General features: G+C 63.8%; 17 protein-coding genes. All 17 read right to left on the bottom strand.

Annotated features, from left to right (window positions below):
• Positions 1 to 58: 58 nt before the first annotated feature.
• Positions 59 to 283 (bottom strand): cytochrome oxidase putative small subunit CydP, encoded by a 225-nt coding sequence (cydP, locus tag E5198_RS01080; RefSeq protein WP_136488157.1) that lies wholly within the window; start codon positions 281 to 283, stop codon positions 59 to 61.
• 206 nt (positions 284 to 489) lie between these two features.
• Positions 490 to 1,818 carry a sensor histidine kinase gene (locus E5198_RS01075; protein WP_136488156.1) on the bottom strand — a complete coding sequence of 443 codons (1,329 nt, stop codon included), beginning with the start codon at positions 1,816 to 1,818 and terminating at the stop codon, positions 490 to 492.
• On the bottom strand, positions 1,815 to 2,492 hold the full coding sequence (locus tag E5198_RS01070; protein ID WP_136488155.1) for a response regulator transcription factor: 678 nt from the start codon (positions 2,490 to 2,492) through the stop codon (positions 1,815 to 1,817). The genes E5198_RS01075 and E5198_RS01070 overlap by 4 nt, the downstream gene beginning before the upstream one ends.
• Positions 2,492 to 2,797, bottom strand: coding sequence for a PepSY domain-containing protein (locus tag E5198_RS01065; protein ID WP_136488154.1), 306 nt, complete (start codon positions 2,795 to 2,797; stop codon positions 2,492 to 2,494). The genes E5198_RS01070 and E5198_RS01065 overlap by 1 nt, the downstream gene beginning before the upstream one ends.
• On the bottom strand, positions 2,797 to 3,105 hold the full coding sequence (locus E5198_RS01060; protein WP_136488153.1) for a PepSY domain-containing protein: 309 nt from the start codon (positions 3,103 to 3,105) through the stop codon (positions 2,797 to 2,799). Before E5198_RS01060 ends, E5198_RS01065 begins: the two co-directional genes overlap by 1 nt.
• A 42-nt stretch (positions 3,106 to 3,147) precedes the next feature.
• Positions 3,148 to 3,546 carry a hypothetical protein gene (locus tag E5198_RS01055; protein WP_136488152.1) on the bottom strand — a complete coding sequence of 133 codons (399 nt, stop codon included), beginning with the start codon at positions 3,544 to 3,546 and terminating at the stop codon, positions 3,148 to 3,150.
• Between the two features lie 86 nt (positions 3,547 to 3,632).
• On the bottom strand, positions 3,633 to 3,764 hold the full coding sequence (locus tag E5198_RS21870; RefSeq protein ID WP_256658928.1) for a hypothetical protein: 132 nt from the start codon (positions 3,762 to 3,764) through the stop codon (positions 3,633 to 3,635).
• Between the two features lie 51 nt (positions 3,765 to 3,815).
• Complete coding sequence (locus E5198_RS01050; protein WP_136488151.1) at positions 3,816 to 4,322, bottom strand: glycine-rich domain-containing protein-like; 507 nt, start codon at positions 4,320 to 4,322, stop codon at positions 3,816 to 3,818.
• Between the two features lie 27 nt (positions 4,323 to 4,349).
• Positions 4,350 to 4,631 carry a hypothetical protein gene (locus E5198_RS01045; RefSeq protein ID WP_136488150.1) on the bottom strand — a complete coding sequence of 94 codons (282 nt, stop codon included), beginning with the start codon at positions 4,629 to 4,631 and terminating at the stop codon, positions 4,350 to 4,352.
• A gap of 61 nt (positions 4,632 to 4,692) precedes the next feature.
• Positions 4,693 to 5,385, bottom strand: coding sequence for a hypothetical protein (locus E5198_RS01040; protein WP_136488149.1), 693 nt, complete (start codon positions 5,383 to 5,385; stop codon positions 4,693 to 4,695).
• On the bottom strand, positions 5,375 to 5,716 hold the full coding sequence (locus E5198_RS01035; RefSeq protein ID WP_218569025.1) for a hypothetical protein: 342 nt from the start codon (positions 5,714 to 5,716) through the stop codon (positions 5,375 to 5,377). Before E5198_RS01035 ends, E5198_RS01040 begins: the two co-directional genes overlap by 11 nt.
• Complete coding sequence (locus E5198_RS01030) at positions 5,713 to 6,270, bottom strand: hypothetical protein (protein ID WP_136488148.1); 558 nt, start codon at positions 6,268 to 6,270, stop codon at positions 5,713 to 5,715. The genes E5198_RS01035 and E5198_RS01030 overlap by 4 nt, the downstream gene beginning before the upstream one ends.
• Before the next feature lie 29 nt (positions 6,271 to 6,299).
• A complete protein-coding gene (locus tag E5198_RS01025) occupies positions 6,300 to 8,021 on the bottom strand; it encodes a restriction endonuclease subunit S (protein WP_136488147.1) in 1,722 nt (573 codons plus the stop codon).
• Entirely contained in the window at positions 8,018 to 9,502 is a 1,485-nt protein-coding gene (locus E5198_RS01020; protein WP_136488146.1) for a class I SAM-dependent DNA methyltransferase, read from the bottom strand. The genes E5198_RS01025 and E5198_RS01020 overlap by 4 nt, the downstream gene beginning before the upstream one ends.
• A gap of 3 nt (positions 9,503 to 9,505) precedes the next feature.
• A complete protein-coding gene (locus tag E5198_RS01015) occupies positions 9,506 to 10,927 on the bottom strand; it encodes a radical SAM protein (protein ID WP_136488145.1) in 1,422 nt (473 codons plus the stop codon).
• Positions 10,924 to 13,299, bottom strand: coding sequence for an EcoAI/FtnUII family type I restriction enzme subunit R (gene hsdR / locus E5198_RS01010; RefSeq protein WP_136488144.1), 2,376 nt, complete (start codon positions 13,297 to 13,299; stop codon positions 10,924 to 10,926). Before hsdR ends, E5198_RS01015 begins: the two co-directional genes overlap by 4 nt.
• 539 nt (positions 13,300 to 13,838) lie before the next feature.
• On the bottom strand, positions 13,839 to 14,267 hold the full coding sequence (locus tag E5198_RS21755; RefSeq protein WP_256658927.1) for an alpha/beta fold hydrolase: 429 nt from the start codon (positions 14,265 to 14,267) through the stop codon (positions 13,839 to 13,841).
• Positions 14,268 to 14,319 lie beyond the last annotated feature (52 nt).

Below are 14,319 nucleotides of genomic sequence, written 5' to 3'. Positions count from 1 at the left end.
TGGTACATCGCGGTCATGGCGAATTGCAGACGCGACAGGTCGACGACGGCTTCCGAGATCATCTCGGCTCCTCCTCGTTCAGGGATGCGGGTGATGCGGGAGAGGTTTGCGGGGTGCCGAGCAGACGCTCGCTGACCCGGGCGGTGCCGTTTTCCGGCACGATGGGTTCGGTGAACCAGACCGCCTTGATGGTCAGCAGGATGGCCAGCTTGACCAGCAGGATGAGACCGATCTCGCGCACCAGCGGGATGCGCCACGGCGACTGCGGGGGGACTTGCGGCATGACGACAGCTCCTCAGCCTGCGGACGCCAATCCGGCGGTCCGGCGATCCGGCGGCGACCAATGAACCACTCTAGTCGCTGTGCGGAACACCGCTGGCGCGCGGGCTGCAGCCATCATACTCCCCCAGGTATAACAAAAGACCGAGCGAGACACTTGGTCGCAGCGCCGCAGGTGGCGCACGCATGTAGGAGCGAGCTTGCTGGCTCCTACAGGAGCGGAGTTCCGCGACGCGGCAGGCGCAGGCGCGCGCACAGCCCGCCGAGTTCGGCGCTGTCCTCCAGACTCAGGCTGCCCCCGCAGGCCTGGGCGATGTCGCGGACGATGGCCAGGCCCAGGCCGTGACCGGCCACCTGCTCGTCGAGGCGGTTGCCTCGGGCGACCACCGCCTCGCGCTGCTCCGGCGCGATGCCCGGGCCGTCGTCCTCGACGCACAGCCAGTAGCCTTCGCCATCCGCGCCGGCGCTGACCTGCACGGCGCTGTCGGCCCACTTGCAGGCGTTGTCCAGCAGGTTGCCGAGCGCCTCCAGCAGGTCCTCGCGGTCCCATGGCAGGCGCAGTCCCTCCGGCGCCTGCCAGTCGATGTCGACATGGGGATGGATCTGCCTGAGGGTCGCGCACAGCGCGGGCAGCTCGGTGGCGCAGTCGAAGTGCGCGCCAGGCAGCGCCTCGCCGGCCAGACGCGCGCGGCCCAGCTCGCGGGCCAGGCGCTGCTCGATCTGCTCCAGCTGCTCACGCAGGGTGGCACGCAGTTCCGGCTGGGCGCGCAGCTCCTCGCGGTTGGCCAGGCTGACCAGTACGGCGAGCGGCGTCTTCAGCGCATGGCCGAGGTTGCCGAGGGCGTGGCGCGAGCGCTTGAGGGTCTCCTCGGTGTGGTGCAGCAGGTGGTTGACCTGCCCCACCAGCGGCTCCAGCTCGCGCGGCACGTCGCTGTCCAGCGCGCCGAGGCGGCCGGCCTGCAGTTCGGCGATCTGCGCGCGCACCCGCTCCAGCGGCGCCAGCGCACGGCGTACGGTCAGCCACTGCAGCAGCAGCGCCAGCAGCAGGCCGCCGGCGCCGAGGCCGAGGCCGAGCCAGCGGATGCGCGCGAGGCTGGCGAGCACCGGGCTGTAGTCCTGCGCCACGCTGATGGAGAAGTTCTGCCCGAAGCGGCGGAAGTCGCCGCGATAGACCAGCAGGCGCTGGCCCTCGATGCCGTCCTCCAGCCCCGGCGCCAGCCCCTTGCGTGGCGGGCGCGGCAGCTCGCTGTCCCACAGGGAACGCGAACGCCAGACATCCTCGGCGAAGTCGATGCGGAAATAGCGCCCGGAAAAGGTCCGCTGGTAGGCTGGGTGCAGGCGCCGCTCGTCCAGCTGCACGCCCTCCTCCCCGCGCACTAGGGCGATCAGCAGGGTCTCCGCCTCGTCCTGCAGGTTGCTCTCGTGGTAGCGGCGCAGGCCGCTGTCGAGCAGCCACAGGCTGCCCTGCAGCAGGGCGAGCATGACGACCGTCAGGGTCGCCGTCAGGCCGAGGCCGAGGCGGCTCTGGAGCGACCTCACCCGTCCTGCTCCGCGTCGCCGGCGTAACGGTAGCCCTGGCCGCGACGGGTCTCGATCACGCCGCGGCCGAGCTTGCGGCGCAGGTGGTTGACGTGCACTTCGATGACGTTGGACTCGCGCTCATTCTCGCCATCGTAGAGGTGCTCGGTGAGCTGGGTCTTGGAGAGGATCTGCCCGGGATGCAGCATGAAGTAGCGCAGCAGGCGGAATTCGGCGCCGCTCAGGGAAATCTCCTCGTCGCCGCGGCGCACGCACTGGCGCGCCTCGTCGAGAACCAGGCCGGCGGCCTTCAGCTCGCTCTGGTTGGCCACGCCGTGGGCGCGGCGCAGCAGCGCCTGGATGCGCAGGGCCAGCTCCTCGGGGTGGAACGGCTTGCTCAGGTAGTCGTCGGCGCCGGCCTTGAGGCCGTCGATGCGTTCGGCCCAGCTGCCGCGCGCGGTGAGGATCAGCACCGGGATGGCCAGGCCGTCGGCGCGCCAGCGACGCAATACCTCGAGCCCCGGCATGCCGGGCAGGCCGAGGTCGAGGACCACCAGGTCGTAGGGTTCGGTAGCGCCCTGCACCAGGGCATCGCGGCCGTCGGCCAGCCAGTCCACGGCATAGCCCTGGCGGCCGAGGTCGGCCAGCAGTTCGTCGGCGAGGGCGACGTTGTCTTCCACCAGCAGCAGGCGCATCAGTCGTCCTCCTCGTCCTTGAGGATGCGGCCCGTGACCGCATCCAGATCCAGTTCGCGCACCTGACCGCCGTCGGTGAGCAGCTCGACCTCGTAGACGTACTGGTCGTCCTCCTCCTCCAGCTCGGCCTCCAGCAGGCGCGCGCCGGGGTAGCGCTGCATGGCCTGCTGCAGCAACTGCTGCAGCGGCTGGATCACGCCCTCCTGGCGCAGGCGCAGGGCCTCGTCCTGGTCGAGATCGCGGGCCTGCGCCGAGGCGATCAGGCACAGGGTCAATCCGGCGATGAAGGGCGTGGTCTTGATCATCAGTCGTCCTGGTGGTCCTTGAGGATCTGGCCGTTGGTGGCATCCAGCTCCAGGTCCCACTGCACGCCCTGGGCGTCACGCAGTTCGACCTGGTAGACGTAGCGGCCGTACTCCTCTTCCAGCTCGGTTTCCTCGACGGCGGAACCCGGGTGCTTGGCGATGGCGGCTTCGTTGAGCTTCTCGAAGGACATGATGGTACCCGCATCGCGCAGTTTCAGCGCCTCGTCCGGGCCGAGGTCGCGGGCCTGGGCTACACCGGCGGTGGCGGCGATCAGGGCGGTGGCAAGCAGGGCAGTGAGTTTTTTCATCTTCGATCTCCTGGGGAGTGAGTGGCTTTCGATGGGTTCACTCTAACCAGCGCTGCTTAATTGAGCCTGAATCGGCCATGGCGGCTTGTAGACGCTCTTCTCCTCCTCGCTGGCGGTGACGGCCTGGAACAGCAAACCCGCGCCGGGCAGGAGTTCCGGCTTGTGACGGTATCGGCGCCTGGGACGATTGCACGGGCACCCGAGCAGCGCCAGCCTGTCCGATGCCCTCAAGCTCAACAGCTCCACCCACAGCGGCGACATGATCAGCAGATTGAATCCTGACTGGGCCTCGAACGCGCTGATCAGCCTTTTGCGGGTCATCAGCTTGGCTTCCTCGCGCAGGCGCAGGTAGTCTTCGCGCAGGCTTGCCCACTGACTGCAGTAACCGCTGAGCACTGCGTCATACGTCTGTAATTGCAGACTGCGGTAGGTCGCCAGCACCAGACGGCACCCCGAGCAAATGTCCCCTCATTACACCCACCTCAACAGCGGCAGGCCCTCCTCCCGAAGGGCCTGCCGGTCAGTGGTTACGACTTCTTCGGCGGGTAGTTACCACGGCCACCGCCCGAGGGGTTTCCGGTCGTGCTCGGCAGGTTCGGCACCTTCGGGCGCGGGGTGGGCTGCGGTGTCTTGGGCGGGTTCTGGCTGTTCTTGCTCATGCTGGTCGCTCTCCTGAGTCATTGATGTAGGTGGAAGGCAGGCGCAAGGGATTACTTGCATGCCCCCGAAACACGGCAGGCGCAGCTGGTCGGCACATGGCAGGCGTGGTCATCGCCGCAGCGCATTGCCTGCTCCTCGGTGCCGCCGCCCGGATAGGCGCCGAAGTGCTTCTCGTACAGAGAAACAGTGTGGGCAAAGCTGGCCTTCAGGTTCTGGTAGTCGTCCTCGCCGTAGATGCCGAAGTATGGGTAGTGGTCGATGAAGCGGCCGAACACCTGGTGGCAGTCCTCGCGGTAGGCGCGGGTGTCGAGGATGTGTGCGTGCCAGATCTCGTCGATCTGCTTGCTCGGCACCAGCGCCACCGCCGGATACAGGCACTTGAGGGTCAGGAAGCGGCGGTACTCCAGCTCGGCACGCTCCCACGCCTCGGCACTCATCTGCGCCTCGGAGGAAGCCGTGTATTTGTGCTTGAGACGCTGGAAGTCCAGCTGGCTGACCTGCATTTCCAGGCCGTCGGGGCTCAGCAGCGGTTGTTTCAGGGCAACGATTGTGGTCATGGATGCTTCTCCAGTGAAGTGAAGGAATCAAGGCTTGAGGGCCCGTCTTCGCCTCAGCTCACGCTCGAAACACTGGCGACTGACCAGACTATGCGGAACGTAGCCGTGGTCGCCGAGCATGTAGAGCAGACGCCAGTCGCAGCCCAGCTTGAAGCGCACCAGCCCGCTGCGACAGCGCACGCGCTTGCCACCGAGAGCGGTGAAGGGAATGCCGGACTGGAGGGCCTGATCGATCTCGATGGCCTTGCCCTGATGACAAGGACTGACCTGATGCGGGCAGGCCGCGAGGATGTACTGGATGGTGGTCATGACTGGCTCCTGGGTGATGACGGAGCCAGTGTTTATCTGTGGATTCCACAACCAAGACCGTTCATCGCCAGGCGTCGAGCAGGTCGTCGAAGGCCTTCGCCTCCTGGTAGGCGTCCAGGATCAACTGCCGATACTGCCGCAACAGCGGGTTATCCGTTTGCAGGCCAACTGCCGAGGCATGGGCCTGCTCCAGCTCGCCATTGAAGTAATGCACCATCATGCTGTCGCCCATCGACAACACAGCGGTCTGGGTGGCCAGAACCTTGAGCAGGTTGCCGCCGTAGTCGCCGAGGCCCATCTGCGGCAGCGCGTTTTCGAAAGGGTTGGGCAAGCGCTCCTGCTTGAGATCGGCCGCCGAGTCGAGCAGATCGAGGAAGCGCAGCAGCTCCCGACTGATCAGCCCCAGGCTCGCAACGGACTGCCTCTCCAGCAGCAGGCTCCTGGCCCACTCGGCATGCTGGCGGCGCTCTGCCGGTTGGCTGAAGATCCTGATCACCACCTTGGGCTCACCGAACACCCCATGCAGCAGGATGGCGTTGTTAAGGCCGATCAACTCGCTGCGCGGCAGTGTCCAGCGCTTGCGGCCCCCCTCGGTGAAACTGATCTCCTCCTGCACCAGTTGGAGTACGCTGCCCTGGCTCAGTGCCTTGACCAGCGTGTTAACCGCATTGCGCAGGGCCGGGTGCCTGGCCAGCGGAATGCCGAACAGGCGCTCCACCGCCTGAGGCAGGGTCAGGCCCTGCTCAGTAGCCACAGGCTTTCTCCAGCAGGCCGTCGACATCCAGCTCCTCGAGCTGTGCAGGTGAGTGGCGGGCGATGATCTCGGCCTGGTCGCGCCAGTCGGTTCTTCTGCATTGGTAATGGCGCCGATACTCGTCGAGTACCCCACGGCAATAACCTGCTCGCATGGCCTCGGAGAGCGCAGTGGTCTGGGCGGCGGCAAAACGCAACTGGTCGCGCTTTTCGTAGATATCCACCAGCTCGGCGCAACTCTCGACCAGGCGGGCCGGATCGGTGCCGGCCTGGCTGGCATGCATGGGCAGGCTGGCCAGCGCCAGCGTCAACAGGGGGATGAAGGGCTTCACAGACTGACCTCCTTGTCCGGACTCGAAGAAAGGGTGGGCTCCCGGCGAATGCTTGTCGCCTCGGGGCTGGCATGCGCGGCTTTGCGCGGGCGCGTCGGCGCGCCCAGGTACATGGCCAGCAGCGCGAGGGCAAGCCCCTGGACGTCGCCCTCCTTGCCGACCAGATCCAGCTCGTTGAGAAACTTGGCGTGTCCCAGAAACTCCAGGCTCAGCCAGACGATCAGCCCCAGGGCAATCAGCCCTATACCGAACACGATGCCCTGCGCGCCTAGCCAGCGCGCCAGCCCCCGCCAGAACCCGTAACCGAAGCGCCGCGAGTAATGGACATGCCGCCAGGTCAGCGCCACCAGCAGAAGCATGAAGCCCCACTCGTGCAGGGAGATGTCGGCCAGACCCTCGCCATACTCGAAGATCAGGCCGAAGCAACCAGCGAGGCCGGTCAGGCCCAGCAGCCAGAGTGTGAGGTGCTTCAACCCACCGAGCAGACCGCAGACCCCGCGTGCCAGGCCGGTATCGGCCTGGCCAAGCAGGGAGAGCTTCGGGTTTTCCATCATGGGTTTACGTCCGTGTAAGGAGATGAAGATCAGGCCACCGCCTGCTCGACCAGCGCCCCGACCAGCCGCTCGTGGAGCTGGCGGGCGGCGGTCAGCCGGGCCTTGAGCTGGTCGCAGAGGGCAAACAGTTCGTCGAGCTTGGCGACGATGCGTTTTTGTTCCATAAAAGGAGGAACTGGAACTATCATTTTTCGTAAATGTGTTGGACCAAAGTGCGAAATTGCAGCCCCCCTCTTATTATTTTCAATCTGCCGCGCAAACTCACCAGACCCAAGAAACCTAATCAAATATTCATCAAAGATAAAGTCAAAAACCTTAAATCTAATTAACCCTGTGTACGCAACACTCCCAACCGCAGCACCGCCAACCTTGGCAACCTTCCCTAGGGATGCACTAGAAGAAAGAACGATATCACCAAGCTCCAGCCTGAAGTGACTCCATTTACTTTCAACCATATCCTCCTCAAGGAAATTGCATCCATTCAACGAAACAAGGGGGCCATGCATTCCCGAAATCCGAATCAACGGCACCCCGGAAGACCTGAAGTCCTTAGCCATGATCCCTGGGCCTTCCTGAAAAAAAGAAATATCAGGCAGCCACTGCCACACCCACCCCAGGGGCAGCTCAAATGGCTTATCGACCTCTTCCACAGCATCTAGTGGTTTTTTTACCTTAATCTTTCCATCTTCAACCAACCGCTCGTTTACGGTTGAAAATTTCACTCCAGACTCGCCAGCCGGCTCATCGTTGGGATCTTGCGGGACGAGTTTGCCCATCACCGCCAGTTGCAGCAGGGTCTGCTTGAGGGCGTCGATGCTGGATTCGCTGGTGAACAGGCTGTGGAAATGCTCAACCAGGCGCTGCCAGCTGGCGGCGAAGTCGTCGGCGGCGCTGGCCTGGGTCAGGCTGTCGAGCAGCGCCTGCACCAGCCGGGCGTGGGCGCTTGCGGCGTCAGCCTGGCGGGCTTCCAGGCGGTCGCACAGGGCCATCAGCTCGTCGACCTTGGCGACGATGCGCTGTTGTTCGGCGAGGGGTGGCAGCGCAATCGGAAGACTCAAAATCTGCTCGCGCGAAACATTTTTCATGGAGCTGCTGGTGCCGCCAGCTACCTGGCTGTAGTAGTAACGAGCCAAAGGCGCGCTATTTGCCAAGTTCACATAGCGTCGCTCACAGAGCGAGGTCAGCTTAAGCCGAACGATCTTGTCGCTCAGCATCAGATGGCTCGGCGTCGTCTCGACTACGACGCTTCGAGCGACAAGCTCCGCAGTGTTTGCGCGTGAAACCAAAAAGTCGCCTTCAGCAACTTCATGCTCGGGGCGGGCCTCCAAACTTGCAGGAAGCGCCTTGTTCTCCTCGGGTTGGTAAACGCCCCACGAAACAGCGCTGACCTTGAGGACTCCCCACTCGCTGCCTTCTCTTGGCCTTGGCTCGCAACTGGGACTCCAACCCGCGCCACTTTCGACAACCTGGCTACCCAGTCGGGTCCATCCCCACCCTGCTGGCAGCTCGAATGATTTTTCCTCCTCGCCAATCTCCGCCAGCGGCTTCTGCTTCCTGATCCTGCCCTCAGCCACCAGCCGCGCCTTTTCCTCGGTAATGCGCTTGAGCAGTTCGCTGGCCGGCTCGTCACTGGGGTCCTGCGGCACCAGCTTGCCGCGCACCGCCAGCTCCAGAATCAGCTCGCGCAGTTTCTTGATGCCATTGGGCGCACCAGCCAGTAGCGGCAGGTTGTCGGTGAGCAGCGCGGTCATGCCTCACCCTCCTCTTTATGAGGGGCCAGCGCTTCGGCCAGCACCGCCTTGAGCTGGTCGCGCAGGCCGGCGATCTCGTCCTGCAACTTGGCATAGTCGCACAGCAGCTCGTCCGGGTCGTGGCTTTCCTGCTCGCCGACGTGGGGGTTCTTGCAGTCGAGGTTCCAGTTGCGCGCCTGCAGCTCCTCGACGCTGACCATCCAGGCGAATTCGTTCTCCACGCGGCTGGCGAAGCCGTCGGCCTCGCTGCCCCACCAGGCCTGCTCGGCGGCGAATTCCTCGACGCGCATCGGGCGGGTCTTGCTGTAGTTCTTGTAGCCGGGCGGGTACGGGTGCTCGTAGAACCAGACGTGTTTGGTCGGCGTGCCCTTGGTGAAGAACAGCAGGTTGGTCTTGATGCCGGTGTAGGGGTTGAACACGCCGTTGGGCAGGCGAACGATGGTGTGCAGGTTGCACTCGGTGAGCAGCTTTTCCTTGATCCGCGACTTGATGCCCTCGCCGAACAGGAAGCCGTCTGGCAGCACCACGGCGGCGCGGCCGCCGTCCTTGAGCAGGTGCATGATCAGCACCAGGAACAGGTCGGCGGTTTCGCGGGTGCGGAAGGCGGCCGGGAAGTTGGCCTCGATGCCGTCCTCCTCCATGCCGCCGAACGGCGGGTTGGCGACGATGCAGTCGACCCGCTCCTTCGGACCCCAACTGATCAGCGGGCGGGCCAGGGTATTGTCGTGGCGGATCTGGCTGGGCACCTCGATGCCGTGGAGGATCATGTTGGTGGTGGCCAGCAGGTGCGGCAGCGGCTTCTTCTCCACGCCGAAGATGCTGGCCTGCAAGGCGCGCTCGTCCTCGGCGGTCTTCACGTAGTGCTGGCGCTTGTGCTCGATGGTGCAGGTGAGGAAGCCGCCGGTACCGCAGGCCGGGTCCATCACTTTCTCATCCAGCTTGGGATCGACCATGCGCACCATGAACTCGGTGACCGGGCGCGGGGTGTAGAACTCGCCGGCATTGCCGGCGTTCTGCAGGTCGCGCAGCAGCTGCTCGTACATGTCGCCGAAGGCGTGGCGTTCCTGGGCCTTGTTGAAGTCGACGCCCTCCTGGATCTTGTTGATCACCTGGCGGATCAACTGGCCGGACTTCATGTAGTTGTAGGCATCCTCGAACACCCCGCGCACCACGAAGGCGGCCGGCGTCTGGCTGTACTGGTCGAGGGTCTGCAGGGTCGGGAACAGGCGGCTGTCGATGAACTCCTTCAGCGCATCGCCGGTGATGCCCTCCGGATCGGCCGCCCAGTTGCGCCAGCGGTAGCTCTCCGGGATCGGCGAGCGGTAGTCGTCGTCGAGCAGCTCCCACTCCATCTCGCGGTCGTCGAAGATCTTCAGGAACAGCATCCACACCAGCTGGCCGATGCGCTGCGCATCGCCGTCGACGCCGACGTCCTTGCGCATGATGTCCTGGATGGATTTGATGGTGCTGGAAATAGTCATGGCTTAGGCAATCGATTCAGTAGGGTGCCGGGCGTGACTGACCGACGCCGGCAGATTAGTGGTATCGAAGCTCATCGGCAGCGAGGTGCTGGCGACGTCTTCGAGAAAGTCCTTGTAGCGGTAGTCGCGTGCGAAGTAGGAAAAGGATTTGAGCAGGTAATAACGTTCAGCGCTCATGTAGCGTCGGCTGATTTCACGTGAAACCGCCAGTGCGCGCTCATGGCTCATCTGCGGGCTAAGGTTCAGATGGGTGACGCCAATACAGGGCGAGCAGTTGAACGAAGCGCCAAACGGGGCCAGCTCGGCCAGGTAGCTTTCGCTTTCACCCGGCCAGACATACGCGATGACTGGGCCCACCGACACGCCATAGAACTGGTCCCTGCGGGCATCTAGCCAGCTCAGGGTCTCTACCACGGTGTCGTCCGTTTCGCCCGCGAACAGCAGCAGGTTCACTTTGACCTTAATGCCGTTGTCAGCGCAGGCCTCCAGCAAGCGGGCGGCCTTCTCCAGATAGCGCTGCGGCTGTTTGCTCTTTTTCATCCTCTGCAATTGCTGGAGGCTGGCACTTTCAAGGCCGAGGTCCAGCACGGTGAGGCCGGTGGCCGCCAGGTGGGGGATCAGCTCCGGGCGGATGTTGTCGACGCGCCCCTCGCTGCGCCAGCGCAGGTCCAAATCGGCCTGGGTGAGAGCTTCGGCAAACTCGTGGGCCCAGCGCTGGCTCGGGACGAACATGGATGCTTCGAAGTACGGCGTCATTTCGATCAGCCCGTCGCGCAGCAGCGTGGCCGAGAGCTCGTTGACCACCTGTTCTGCAGGCTTGAGAGGCTGTAGGCGCTCGCTACGTTCCTGGCAAAAGCTGCAACCCATGCCACAGCCACGCGAGACTTCGATACTGGGTTGGTACAGCTCGCGCCGATGTAGCAGGCGATAGTCGAGTATCGAGCTTTCTATTGCCTGCGGGCCTATCAAGAGGCTTGCTCGAGCGCGTGGGCCGCCCAGCAGGTCGACGATCTCACGTTCGGCAAGCCCTACGATCACGCGGTCTGCCAGGGGCAGCAGTGACTTGAGCCGTTCGGGGTGATCGCCCACGACCCAGCGCCCACCCACGATAAAGCGAATTTCGGGATGCCTCGCTTTAGCCTGTTGCATGAACCGGCTGGCCCATTCGACCGCATAGAAGCTGGGCAGCGATATGAGCACGGGCAGGGCATTGCGGCCTGTCAGCCCCTGGTTTTCAGCCTGCTGGAGCAGCACTTCAGGTTGATCAAAATGGCCGTGCAGAACCACGGAGTCGAAGCCGTTCCGACTCAAGACGGTGGCCAACGAGAGGAGGCCGTAGTTCAAGTACTGGTGCCGGCGATTGATTGGGGTGTCGGCTTTCTTGACCTGTAGCTGACCCGCGCTGATGCAGATCACTCGACTCATTGAGCATTCTCGTAAATGGCGTGCTCAAGGTCGCGTACCGCTGCGCTGAATGAGGGCCTTCCACCGAACGCCTTGACCAGCTCTATCGGAGCGCCGATCTGGCTGAAGGGCGCCAGCTGCAGGATCTTGATGTCCTCGATGTGCTCAACTCCAGTGTCAGCGTACTTGTCGAGCAGCGCCTCCAGCACCTGGCGGGCGGTGCCTTGGTACTTGCCGAAGTAGTTGCGCTTCTTCACCTGCTCGGCGCGTTCGCGGCGCGACAACGGTGGCTGGTCGAAGGCGACATGGCATATGAGGTCGAAGGGATCGAGCGGCTTGGCCAGCTTGGCTTCAACCTCCTCGCTCAGCGCTTCCCAGAGCACGCCCTGAGCGGCCAGCTCGTCAATGATCGCCTTCTTCTGCTCGGCATCGCTCCAGCGGCGCAGGAAGTCGTCCAGCGAGGCGAACTGCTTCTGCACGCAGGCGCGGGTGTAGTCGCGCAGGGATTCGGTGATCAGCTTGCCGTCCGGGCCGTAGTACTGCACGCGCTCGGCGATCACCGAGATCGGCACGTTGTCGATCACGTACTTGATGCGTTTCTTGCCGTCGCCTTCGCCCAGCTCGCCGAACTCGTCGCCATCACCCTGCCCCAGGTCGCCAGCGACGATGCCATCGCCTTCCACACCATCGTCGGGCGGCACCGGGGAGTCGTCGCCCTGTGGGGCGTAGATCTGTACCGGCTCGCCGTCGAAGGCCGGATCGGCGAACAGCTCGGTGGCCTTCTTGAAGTCCATGATGGTGAACCAGTACTTACCGTAGTCCTCGTTGATCCGCGTGCCACGGCCGATGATCTGCTTGAATTCGGTCATCGACTTGATGTGCTGGTCGAGGACGATCAGCTTGCAGGTCTGCGCATCGACGCCGGTGGTCATCAGCTTGCTGGTGGTGGCGATGACCGGGTAGCGCTCTTCCGGGTTGATGAAGTTGTCGAGCTCGGCCTTGCCTTCCTGGTCGTCGCCGGTGATGCGCATGACGTACTTGCGGTTCTCGGCCACCCGCTCGGGATTGAGGTTGACCAGCGCCTGGCGCATGCGCTCGGCATGGTTGATGTCGTCGCAGAAGATGATGGTCTTCTGGAACGGATCGGTGGCCTTGAGGAACTCTGTGACCTTTTCGGCGACCTTCTGGGTACGCGCCTCGATGACCAGCTGGCGGTCCATGTCCTTGAGGTTGTAGATGCGGTCCTCGATCAGCTCGCCGTTCTTGTCGCGCATGCCCTTGGGCGGGCGCCAGCCAAGCAGGTCCTTGTCGAAGTCGATGCGCACCACCTTGTAGGGGGCGAGGAAGCCGTCGTCGATGCCCTGCTTGAGGGTGTAGCTGTACACCGGCTCGCCGAAGTAGTGGATGCTGGAAACCTCGCGGGTTTCCTTGGGCGTGGCGGTCAGACCGACGTGGGTGGCGCTGGAGAAGTAGTCGAGGATCTCGCGCCAGGCAGAGTCTTCGGCGGCGCTGCCGCGGTGGCATTCGTCGATCACCACCAGGTCGAAGAAGTCCGGGGAGAACTGCTTGTAGATGTTCTTCTCTTCCTCGCTGCCGGTGACAGCCTGGTACAGCGACAGGTAGATCTCGTAGGAGGTGTCGATCTGCCGCTTGGCAATCTTGGTCATCGCCTGGCCGAACGGCTTGAAGTCGTTGCTGCGGGTCTGGTCGACCAGGATGTTGCGGTCGGCGAGGAACAGGATGCGTTTCTTCTGCTTGGACTTCCACAGCCGCCAGATGATCTGGAAGGCGGTATAGGTCTTGCCGGTGCCGGTGGCCATCACCAGCAGGATACGATCCTGGCCGCGCGCCACCGCCTCGACGGTGCGGTTGATGGCGTTGATCTGGTAGTAGCGCGGCGCGCGGCCGAAGCCGTCGTCGTAGTACGGCGCCTCGACCTTCTGGCGCAGCGTGTCGTCCAGGCCCTTCCACTGGCAATAGCGCTGCCACAGTTCGTCCGGGCTGGGGAACTGCGCCAGGCTCAGCTCGGTTTCGGTCAGCTCGCCGGTGCCGGTGCGGTCGTGGAACAGGAAGCCGTCGCCGTTGCTGGAGAACACGAAGGGCACGTCCAGGGTATCGGCATAGCCCAACGCCTGCTGCATGCCGGCGCCGAGCGAGTGCTTGTTGTCCTTGGCCTCGATGACAGCGATGGGGACGTTGGGCTGGTGGTAGAGCACATAGTCGGCGCGCTTGGCCTCACCGCGGCTGTGCAGCTTGCCACGGACGATGATGCGGCCCTTGGTGAAGCTGACTTCCTCACGCACCTGCTTGTGGATGTCCCAGCCGGCCTGCTCGATGGCCGGCGTGATGAACTTGGTGCAGATGTCCCGTTCGGTGAGCGATTTCTTGTCCATAAGCCCTGAATCCTTGCCTGCCGGCTGCCGTCCACATGGCGACGGAGCCGTTCAATTGCGGCAAATGTACCGTTTTTCTGTCGACTGGGGGCATTCTGCCACGTTGCCAAGCGATGCGGGCGGGACCTGGGAGTCGATTGCGGGCGACTGGGTAGGACCAGCAAGCACTCACGCAATGCCAGAATGGGGGAACAAGTGGGGGAACAGAATACTCCAGAAACAACAAAGCCCCGGAATCCGGGGCTTTGTGCTGTATGGATGGCGGAAGCGCAGAGATTCGAACTCTGGGACGGTTGCCCGTCGGCGGTTTTCAAGTCTGCTGAGAAATTGAGCATTGGCGCGGCCTACAGGCGAAATCGCTTCCGCAACCGGAGCGATTTCGCACCGCTGGAAGCCGCATTCTACGCGGGCTTCCCTTTCAGTTGCGGAAACGATTTTTCCGCCCTCCTCGCCCGTTCTGGGCAGCTCTCCTCCCCCTCCCTGCATCCAGCTATCCCCCACTCATCAGAGCTGATCGCCTCGCATGCTGTCGCTCTGGCTCATCCCCTTCCGGCGCATTGCGACCGAAGCCCACCCTCGACGGCCAGGTGCCTGTCGATCAACCTCGCCACCTCGCCGGCATGGGTGAAGCCCAGGTCGTGACCACCGCCTGGGATGACGTGCAGCTCGGCACGGGGCAGCAGCTCGGCGAGGCGCTGGCCGACGCGGACGGGGCTGATCGGGTCGGCGTCACCCCAGAGCAGCAGCACGGGCATGTGTAGCTCGGCCATGCCGGTCACGCTCGGGTCGGGTGGCGTGCTGCCGAAGCCGGGCCTGCCGATATGGACCTGCTGCGCCGGATGGGCAAGGCGCTGGGCGGCAGGGAGCCAGAACTCGGTGTTGCCGGAGGCGCCGGGGAGGAAGATGAGCTTGGAGGGGGCGATCAATGGATCGTCCTTGATGGTGGCGAAATAGAGTGCGTTGGGCAAGGTTAACAAGGCTGCGCCATGGTCTGCCCTATGCACTATGCCATACCCCTAC

It is taken from the genome of Pseudomonas sp. A-1 (assembly GCF_004801855.1).
Lineage (GTDB): Bacteria > Pseudomonadota > Gammaproteobacteria > Pseudomonadales > Pseudomonadaceae > Geopseudomonas.
The sequence above is the reverse complement of the archived record's forward strand: the minus strand, read 5'-3'. Positions and strand labels throughout refer to the sequence as shown.

Bases quoted from the DNA above. Each gene is read 5' to 3' on its own strand.
- E5198_RS01065 (WP_136488154.1), bottom strand. From the start codon at position 2,797: ATGATCAAGACCACGCCCTTCATCGCCGGATTGACCCTGTGCCTGATC.
- E5198_RS21870 (WP_256658928.1), bottom strand. From the start codon at position 3,764: ATGAGCAAGAACAGCCAGAACCCGCCCAAGACACCGCAGCCCACCCCG.
- E5198_RS01070 (WP_136488155.1), bottom strand. From the start codon at position 2,492: ATGCGCCTGCTGCTGGTGGAAGACAACGTCGCCCTCGCCGACGAACTG.
- E5198_RS01045 (WP_136488150.1), bottom strand. From the start codon at position 4,631: ATGACCACCATCCAGTACATCCTCGCGGCCTGCCCGCATCAGGTCAGT.
- E5198_RS01030 (WP_136488148.1), bottom strand. From the start codon at position 6,270: ATGATGGAAAACCCGAAGCTCTCCCTGCTTGGCCAGGCCGATACCGGC.
- E5198_RS01050 (WP_136488151.1), bottom strand. From the start codon at position 4,322: ATGACCACAATCGTTGCCCTGAAACAACCGCTGCTGAGCCCCGACGGC.
- cydP (WP_136488157.1), bottom strand. From the start codon at position 283: ATGCCGCAAGTCCCCCCGCAGTCGCCGTGGCGCATCCCGCTGGTGCGC.
- E5198_RS01025 (WP_136488147.1), bottom strand. From the start codon at position 8,021: ATGACCGCGCTGCTCACCGACAACCTGCCGCTACTGGCTGGTGCGCCC.
- hsdR (WP_136488144.1), bottom strand. From the start codon at position 13,299: ATGGACAAGAAATCGCTCACCGAACGGGACATCTGCACCAAGTTCATC.
- E5198_RS01060 (WP_136488153.1), bottom strand. From the start codon at position 3,105: ATGAAAAAACTCACTGCCCTGCTTGCCACCGCCCTGATCGCCGCCACC.
- E5198_RS01015 (WP_136488145.1), bottom strand. From the start codon at position 10,927: ATGAGTCGAGTGATCTGCATCAGCGCGGGTCAGCTACAGGTCAAGAAA.
- E5198_RS01020 (WP_136488146.1), bottom strand. From the start codon at position 9,502: ATGACTATTTCCAGCACCATCAAATCCATCCAGGACATCATGCGCAAG.